8 protein-coding genes are annotated in these 7465 nt (G+C 72.5%); 6 read left to right on the plus strand and 2 right to left on the minus strand.

Annotated features, from left to right (window positions below):
- The first annotated feature begins 104 nt into the window (after window positions 1-104).
- Window positions 105-377 (plus strand): GlsB/YeaQ/YmgE family stress response membrane protein, encoded by a 273-nt coding sequence (locus E4F61_RS02075; RefSeq protein WP_133477849.1) that lies wholly within the window; start codon window positions 105-107, stop codon window positions 375-377.
- A gap of 61 nt (window positions 378-438) precedes the next feature.
- Here E4F61_RS02075 and xth read toward each other — a convergent pair whose 3' ends face one another.
- The gene (gene xth / locus E4F61_RS02080; protein ID WP_133477851.1) at window positions 439-1236 is read right to left on the minus strand and encodes an exodeoxyribonuclease III; all 798 of its coding nucleotides are present in this window, start codon (window positions 1234-1236) and stop codon (window positions 439-441) included.
- A gap of 69 nt (window positions 1237-1305) precedes the next feature.
- Between xth and ltaE the strand changes: the two genes are divergently transcribed.
- Window positions 1306-2316, plus strand: coding sequence for a low-specificity L-threonine aldolase (ltaE, locus tag E4F61_RS02085; RefSeq protein WP_133477853.1), 1011 nt, complete (start codon window positions 1306-1308; stop codon window positions 2314-2316).
- Window positions 2317-2349: 33 nt separating this feature from the next.
- On the opposite strand, the gene E4F61_RS02090 is transcribed toward ltaE, so the two are convergent.
- Complete coding sequence (locus tag E4F61_RS02090; protein WP_133477855.1) at window positions 2350-3747, minus strand: coniferyl aldehyde dehydrogenase; 1398 nt, start codon at window positions 3745-3747, stop codon at window positions 2350-2352.
- Between the two features lie 43 nt (window positions 3748-3790).
- Between E4F61_RS02090 and E4F61_RS02095 the strand changes: the two genes are divergently transcribed.
- The 4 genes from E4F61_RS02095 to E4F61_RS02110 all read left to right on the plus strand — a co-directional run.
- The gene (locus tag E4F61_RS02095; RefSeq protein WP_133477857.1) at window positions 3791-4327 is read left to right on the plus strand and encodes a gamma carbonic anhydrase family protein; all 537 of its coding nucleotides are present in this window, start codon (window positions 3791-3793) and stop codon (window positions 4325-4327) included.
- A 144-nt stretch (window positions 4328-4471) separates the two neighbouring features.
- Window positions 4472-5158 (plus strand): RDD family protein, encoded by a 687-nt coding sequence (locus E4F61_RS02100; protein WP_133477859.1) that lies wholly within the window; start codon window positions 4472-4474, stop codon window positions 5156-5158.
- Window positions 5155-6165 carry a stage II sporulation protein M gene (locus E4F61_RS02105; RefSeq protein WP_133477861.1) on the plus strand — a complete coding sequence of 337 codons (1011 nt, stop codon included), beginning with the start codon at window positions 5155-5157 and terminating at the stop codon, window positions 6163-6165. Before E4F61_RS02100 ends, E4F61_RS02105 begins: the two co-directional genes overlap by 4 nt.
- Window positions 6162-7465, plus strand: a 1304-nt coding sequence (locus tag E4F61_RS02110; RefSeq protein WP_133477863.1) for a DUF4129 domain-containing protein, incomplete at its 3' end; no start/stop codon positions are given. The genes E4F61_RS02105 and E4F61_RS02110, both read left to right, overlap by 4 nt.

Here is a 7465-nt window from a genome sequence, read left to right on the forward strand (position 1 = left end):
AGCGGCTGTATTCATACACAGCCGTCACGACGTGCTTTCCAGACTGAGCTCGCCCCCAAACGCAGGGGTGCCGAATTCACCCTCTGACTGGAAAGGAGAAAACCATGGGCTTCATCATTTGGCTGATCGTCGGCGGCATCATCGGTTGGGTCGCCAGCATGATCATGAAAACCGACGCTCAGCAGGGCGCGCTCATGAACATCGTCGTCGGCATCGTCGGCGCGGTCCTCGGTGGTTGGCTGGGTGGCATGCTCCTCGGCGACGGCGGCAGCATCAACAGCGGTGACTTCTCGCTGTCGGGCCTGCTGATGTCGCTGCTGGGCGCCGTCGTCCTGCTCGCCATCGTGAACATGTTCCGCCGTGGCCGCGTGCGCTAATCGCAGGCTGATGCTTCGATGAAAAAGGCCCGGTTCCCCGGGCCTTTTTCATTTGCGCCGTTCACCCACCGGCGGGTGCGAGGTGCACCCAGGCCGGCGCGTGGTCGCTCGGCCGCTCCCACAACCGCGGCTCCTTGTCGACACCGGCCGCGACACAGTGCGGACGCAAGGCTTCGGAGACGAGCGTCAGGTCGATGCGCAGGCCGAGGTTGCGGCGCAGCGCGAACTGGCGGTAATCCCACCAGCTGACCATGCGTTCGTCCGGGTTCAACGCGCGGAACGCATCGTGCAGCCCGAGCGCCAGCAGCCGGTCCAGCGCATCGCGCTCGGCGCGCGAGGTCAGGATGTGGTCCTCGTTCCACTGCACCGGATCGTGCACGTCGCGCTCGTCAGGCGCGATGTTGAAATCGCCCAGCAGCACCAGGCGGGGATGCCGGCGCAACTCATCCTCCAGCCAGCGGTGCAGCGCGTCGAGCCAGCGCAGCTTGTAGGCGTACTTGTCGCTGCCGACCGCCTGCCCGTTCACGACGTAGACGTCGACGATGCGCACGCCATTGACGGTCGCCGCGAGCACGCGCTTCTGCTCGTCCTCGAAGCCGGGGATGCCCGCCTGCACGTCGTCGATGACGCCGCCGCCCGGCGAATCCATGCGCGCGAGGATCGCCACGCCGTTGTAGGTCTTCTGCCCGGAGAACACGCTGCGGTAGCCGGCGGCGGCGATCGCGGTGTCGGGAAAGCGCGCGTCCTCGAGCTTGGTCTCCTGCAGCGCGACCACGTCGGGACGGGCGGCGGCGAGCCACTGCTCCAGGTGCGGCAGGCGCACGTTCAGTGAGTTGACGTTCCAGCTGGCGATCTTCATGACGGGAGTCTAGCCGCAGGGCGCGCATGCGCTGGCATCATCGCGCCTCGCCTCCCGATGCCCGACGCCATGACCCCGATCGACCTGCGCAGCGACACCGTGACCCGCCCGACCGCCGCGATGCGCGAGGCGATGCTGCGCGCCGAGGTAGGCGACGACGTCTACGGCGAGGACCCGACGGTGAATGCGCTGCAGCAGCGCGTGGCGGCCGACCTCGGCTTCGAGGCCGCGCTGTTCACCCCGAGCGGCACGCAGGCGAACCTGATCGGCCTGATGGCGCACTGCGCGCGTGGCGACGAATACATCGTCGGCATGGACGCGCACACCTACAAGTTCGAGGGCGGCGGCGCGGCGGTGCTGGGCTCGATCCAGCCGCAGCCGATCCCGCACGCCGCCGACGGCACGCTGCCGCTCGACGCCGTGGAGCGCGCGATCAAGCCGGTCGATCCGCATTTCGCGCGCACGACGCTGCTCGCGCTGGAGAACACCTGGCACGGCCGCGTGCTGCCGATGGCCTACCTGCGCGATGCGCGCGAGCTCTGCGACCACCACGGCCTGCGCCTTCACCTGGACGGCGCGCGGCTGTACAACGCCGCGGTCGCGCTCGGCGTGCCGGCGCGCGACATCGCCGTGCATTTCGACAGCGTGTCGGTCTGCCTGTCGAAGGGCCTCGGCGCGCCGGTCGGATCGGTGCTCGCGGGCTCGCGCGGGTTCATCGACCGCGCCAGGCGCTGGCGCAAGGTCTGCGGTGGCGGCATGCGCCAGGCGGGCCTGCTGGCCGCCGGCGCGTTGCATGCGCTCGACCACCACGTCGCGCGCCTGGCTGACGATCACCGCCGCGCCGCCACGCTGGCAAGTGAGCTCGCCGCGCTCGGCCTGCCGGCGGTCGCGCATACCAACATGGTGTTCGTCGACACGCCGGTGGAGCAGCAGGCCGCGCTGAAGGCGCACCTGCACCAACGCGGCGTGGCGATCTCGACCGGCTACCTGCCGACGATCCGGCTGGTCATGCACCTGGACGTCGACGACGACGGCGTGGCACGCACCGTCGGGGCGTTCCGCGACTTCGCCACTGCCTGACGCCGGCGCCGTACGACCGGGCGCGTTGCGGCGCTAGCGCGCCAGCCAGCGGATCACGCGGTCGAGCCGCCGGTACGGCGGCCGCAGCTGGTCGGTCACCGCGAAGCGTCGCTGCTGGAACACCGGCAGCAGCTTGCTGAAGGTGTCGAAGCCCGCCTTGCCGTGGATCGCGCCCATGCCGCTCGGGCCGATCCCGCCGAACGGTAGACCTTGGGCACCGAAGTGCAGCAGCGTGTCGTTGACGGTGACGCCGCCGGCGAGCGTGCCGTCGACCAGCCGGTCGACGTTCGCGCGCGCATGGCTGAAGGGATACATCGCCAGCGGGCGTTCGAGCGTGGCGATGTGCGCGATCGCGTGGTCGAGCGTGTCGTAGGCCAGCACCGGCAGGATCGGCCCGAAGATCTCGTCCTGCATCACGCGCAGTGTGTCCGGCGGATCGAGCACGAGCATCGGTGGCAGCAGTCGCGTGGCCGCGTCGCCGTCGCCGAACGGCGCGATCACCGTCGCGCCCGCGGCGCGCGCTTCGGCGATGTAACCGGAAAGCCGCGCGAACTGCGCGTCGTTGATGATGCGGGTGTAGTCGGGGTTGTCCGCGATGTCGCCGTAGCGCTCGCGCAACTGCGAAACGAGCGCCTCGACGAACGCGTCGCGACGCGGGCGGTCGACCAGCGCGTAATCGACGCCGATGCAGGTCTGGCCCGCGTTGAACCACTTGCCGGTGGCGATGCGCGCGGCCGCCGTGTCGAGCTCGTAATCGGGGCAGACGATCGCCGGCGCCTTGCCGCCGAGCTCGAGCGTGACCGGCGTGAGGTTCGGCGCCGCTGCGGCCATCACCTTGCGGCCGACCGCGGTGGAGCCGGTGAACAGCAGGTGGTCGAACGGCAGCGACGCGAACGCGGCGCCGACGTCCGCGCCGCCGAGCGCGACCGCCACGCGCTCGGGCGGGAACACGTCGGCCAGCAGATCGCGCAGCCACGCGCTGGTGCGCTGCGTGTGTTCCGACGGTTTCAGGTAGACGTGGTTGCCCGCCGCGATCGCGCTCACCAGCGGCACCAGCGCGAGGTTCACCGGGTAGTTCCACGGCGCGATCACGCCGACCACGCCGACCGGCATCGGCCGCACCTTCGCGCGCGCCGGCCACAGCCGCCAGCCGACCGCCGCGCGGCGCGGCCGCGACCACCGCCGCAGGTGCGCGAGCGCCTCGCCGATCTCCGCCAGCACGATCAGCGTTTCGGCAATCAGGTTCTCGTGCGTCGAGCGATGGCCGAAGTCGGCGCGGATCGCGGCGTCCATCTCCGGCTGCCGGGCGCGGAACGCATCACGCAGGCGGCGCAGGTCGGCGGCGCGCTGGGCGAGGTCGGGCTTGCGCGCGCGCCAGGCGGCCTGCAGGCGCGCATGCGTGGCGACCAGATCGGGATTCAGCGTGTTCATGCGCGCGGCCGGGCCATCGAGGCGCACAGCCTACAATCCGTGCATGGCGATCCGACCCTATCTCACCCATCTCCCGACCCTCGGCGCGCGCGCCTATGTCGACGACGCGGCCAACGTGATCGGCGACGTGGTGCTCGGCGACGACGTGTCCGTCTGGCCCGGCACGGTCATCCGCGGCGACGTCAACTTCATCCGCATCGGCGACCGCACCAACATCCAGGACGGCACCGTGGTGCACGTGAGCCACGACGGCCCGCACGCCAAGCTCGGCGGCTTCGCCACGCGCATCGGCAGCGACGTCACCATCGGCCACAAGGCCATCGTGCACGCCTGCACGATCGAGGACGCGGTGCTGATCGGCATGGGCGCGATCGTGCTCGACGGCGCGGTCGTGAAGCAGCACGGCTTCGTCGGCGCCGGCGCGGTGGTGCCGCCGGGCAAGGTGGTCGGCGAGCGCGAGCTGTGGCTCGGCAACCCGGCGAAGAAGGTGCGCGTGCTGAGCGATGCGGAAGTCGAGGCGCTGTACTACTCGGCGCAGCACTACGTGCGACTCAAGGACGCCTACCTCGGCGCTGGCTGAGGCGGGGCGCGGCCGCTACAGTCGCCACGGGGACGGACGGGGGACGCCGGATGACGCAGCAGGATGCGCGAGCCGCAGGGCGTGGCGCGGCAGGCGCCGCGGCCGCCGTGCGTCGCGCCTGATCCGCGTCCGTTGCCGCATCGCATGGCGCTGGACACCCATCTCGACGTCGTGACGCCCGAAGGCGTCGCCCTGCACCTGCCGGTCGCGGGGCCGGTGCCGCGCGCGCTGGCCTGGTTGATCGACTTCGCGGTGCGGCTGGCGGTGCTGTTCGCCGCGGCGATGGTGCTCGGCCTGCTCGGCGGTGCCGGTGCGGGCGCGATGTCGGTGCTGATGTTCGCGCTGTTCTGGTTCTACCCGGTGTTGTTCGAAGTGGTGTTCGACGGCCGCACGCCGGGCAAGCGCGCACTCGGGCTCCGGGTGGTCGCCGCCGACGGCGCGCCGGTGGGCTGGCGCGCCTCCTTCACCCGCAACCTGCTGCGCAGCGTCGACATGCTGCCGTTCGGCTATGCGACCGGGCTGGTCGCCTGCCTGGCCGATCCCGCCGCGCGCCGGCTCGGCGACATGGTGGCGCGCACGCTCGTGGTGCACGTGGCCGACGCACCCGACGCGGCGTCCGCGCCGCACGTGCCCGCGCAGCCGCCGCGCACGCCGCTGCAGCCGGCCGAACAGTCGGCGGTCGTCGCCTTCGCGGAGCGCGCGCCGCGGCTGGGCGATGCGCGCCGCGACGAACTCGCCGACCTCGCCTCGCCGCTGGTGCAGGCGCACGGCGCGCAGGCCGCCGCGCGGCTCTACGCCATCGCGGCCTGGCTGCTCGGGCGACGCGCATGAAGCAGGACGCCTTCGTCGAGCGGCATGCCGCCGAGTGGAGCGCCTTCGAGCACTGGCTCGACACGCGCGGGCGCAGCGCGCGACGCGCGCGCCGCGAAACGCCCGAGGGCCTGCGCGACGAGGACGTGCCGGCGTGCTATCGCCGCCTGACCCAGCATCTCGCGCTCGCGCTGCGTCGCGGCTACAGCCCGCAGCTCACGGGACGCCTGCAGCGGCTCATGCAGCGCGGCCACGCGGTGCTCTACCGCGCGCCCCCGCCGCGCTGGCGCCGCCTGGCGCGCTTCTTCATCGCCGGCTTCCCGCGCCTGGTCCGCGAGGAGGCGGGCTGCATGCTCGCCGCGGCCGTGCTGCTGTACGTGCCGATGCTGCTGGTCTTCATCGCGATCCAGTGGAACCCGGACCTCGCGTCCGCGCTGTTCAGGCCCGAACAGCTGACCGAGTTCGAGCGCATGTACGACCCGGCCGACGCGGCGCGCAGGCTCGGTCGCGATAACGGCACCGACGTCGCGATGTTCGGCTACTACATCCTCAACAACATCACGATCGCGTTCCGCACCTTCGCCAGCGGTGCGCTCGCGGCGGTGGGCTCGATCGTCGTGCTGGTCGCCAACGGGCTGGTCATCGGCGGCGTGGCCGGGCACCTGCAGGCCGTCGGCCATGGCGACCCGTTCTGGCGCTTCGTCTGCGGGCATTCCGCGTTCGAACTCACCGCGGTGGTGATCGCCGGCGGCGCGGGGCTGCAGATCGGCCTGCGCCTGCTCGCACCCGGCCAGCGGCGCCGCATCGACGCGCTGGTCGAAGGCGGGCGCCGCGGCGCGCTGCTCTGCGCGGGCGTGTTCGTGATGCTCGTGCTCGCCGCGTTCGTCGAGGCGTTCTGGTCGTCGATCGGCTGGATGCCGGCGACGGTGAAGTACTCGGTCGCCGCGGTGCTGTGGACGCTGGTCGGCCTGTGGCTCTGGCGCGGCGGTCGCGGCCTGCCCGACGCACTGGACGAGGCGCGCGCATGAGGATCGACGCGCTCACCGTCGTGCTGCGCCCGCGCTCGTCCTGGGAGGCGGTCGAGCTCGGCACCGCGCTCGTGCGCCGCCATGCGCGTGCGGTGTGGACGCCGTGGCTCGCCTGCGCGCTGCCCGCCTTCGTCGTCGCCAACGCGCTGGCGTGGTGGGCGGGCATGCCGGTGCTCGCGCTGCTCGTGCTGTGGTGGCTCAAGCCCGTGTTCGACCGCATCCCGCTGTTCGTGCTGTCGCGCGCGGTGTTCGGCGAAGTGCCGTCCACGCGTGCCACGCTGCGCGGCGCCTTCCGCGGCGGCGGGGCCGCGATGCTCGGGTATCTCACCTGGCGCCGCCTCGGCCCCGCGCGGTCGCTGCTGATGCCCATCGACGTGCTCGAAGGCGGCAGCGCGGCATCGACGCGCGCGCGCCGCCGCGTGCTGGCCGGCCCCGCCTACGGCATCGCATCGCTGTGCCTGATGGCGTTCGCGGCCTTCGAGACGGCGCTCGCCGGCGGCCTCGCGATGCTCGCCTTCCTGTTCGTGCCGAACGAGTACCTGCAGGACGTGGCCACCTCGGTCTGGCAGAGCGTGCGCGACGCGCCCGCGTGGCTGCAGCTGCTCGAGAACGCGCTGCTGTGGACGGCCGCCGGCGTGCTCGAACCTTTCTACGTCGGCACCGGGTTCGGGCTCTACCTCGGCCGCCGCACCGAGATCGAAGGCTGGGACATCGAGCTGGCCTTCCGTCGCCTGCGCGAGCGCCTGCTCGCCGTGGCCGGCGCGACGCTGGTGCTGGCCGGCCTGCTGCTGGCGCCGCGGCCGTCGCTCGCGGCGCCCGCGGCCATGCCGGGGCGCACGGATGCGGCGGCCGCGCCGGCCCCGGCGCGCACCGCGGCGCTGTCGCCCGCCGATACCCGGATGCTGCAGCGCGTCTTCGGCAGCGACTACCGCGATCCGGCGCGTTTCGGGCGGGCGGTCGACCGCGCCTTCGCCGATCCGCAATTGCATCCGCGGCGGAAGATGGACACGTGGGAGCGCCGCGAACCGCCGCCGCCGGAAGCGGCACGGGCGTCGCCGCGCTGGATCCAGGCGATCGCCTCGCTGCTCGCCACGCTCGGCGAGATCGGCCTGTGGCTGCTGCTCGGCGCGCTCGTGCTCCTGCTCGCGGCCACCGCGAAGCACTGGTGGCCGTGGCTGCGCGGCATCGCCGAGGACGTGCGGCCCGTGCCGGCGCCGGTCGTCGACGCGGTCCCGGCCCCGGCGGCGCCGCTGCCCGACGACGTCGCCGCGGCCGCGCGCCGGCTGTGGCAGGCGGGCCA

Source organism: Cognatilysobacter segetis (assembly GCF_004359965.1).
Lineage (GTDB): Bacteria > Pseudomonadota > Gammaproteobacteria > Xanthomonadales > Xanthomonadaceae > Cognatilysobacter > Cognatilysobacter segetis.

Excerpts from the sequence above, each read along its gene's own strand:
- E4F61_RS02075 (WP_133477849.1), top strand. The coding sequence starts at position 105 with ATGGGCTTCATCATTTGGCTGATCGTCGGCGGCATCATCGGTTGGGTC.
- xth (WP_133477851.1), bottom strand. The coding sequence starts at position 1,236 with ATGAAGATCGCCAGCTGGAACGTCAACTCACTGAACGTGCGCCTGCCG.
- ltaE (WP_133477853.1), top strand. The coding sequence starts at position 1,306 with ATGACCCCGATCGACCTGCGCAGCGACACCGTGACCCGCCCGACCGCC.
- E4F61_RS02090 (WP_133477855.1), bottom strand. The coding sequence starts at position 3,747 with ATGAACACGCTGAATCCCGATCTGGTCGCCACGCATGCGCGCCTGCAG.
- E4F61_RS02095 (WP_133477857.1), top strand. The coding sequence starts at position 3,791 with ATGGCGATCCGACCCTATCTCACCCATCTCCCGACCCTCGGCGCGCGC.
- E4F61_RS02100 (WP_133477859.1), top strand. The coding sequence starts at position 4,472 with ATGGCGCTGGACACCCATCTCGACGTCGTGACGCCCGAAGGCGTCGCC.
- E4F61_RS02105 (WP_133477861.1), top strand. The coding sequence starts at position 5,155 with ATGAAGCAGGACGCCTTCGTCGAGCGGCATGCCGCCGAGTGGAGCGCC.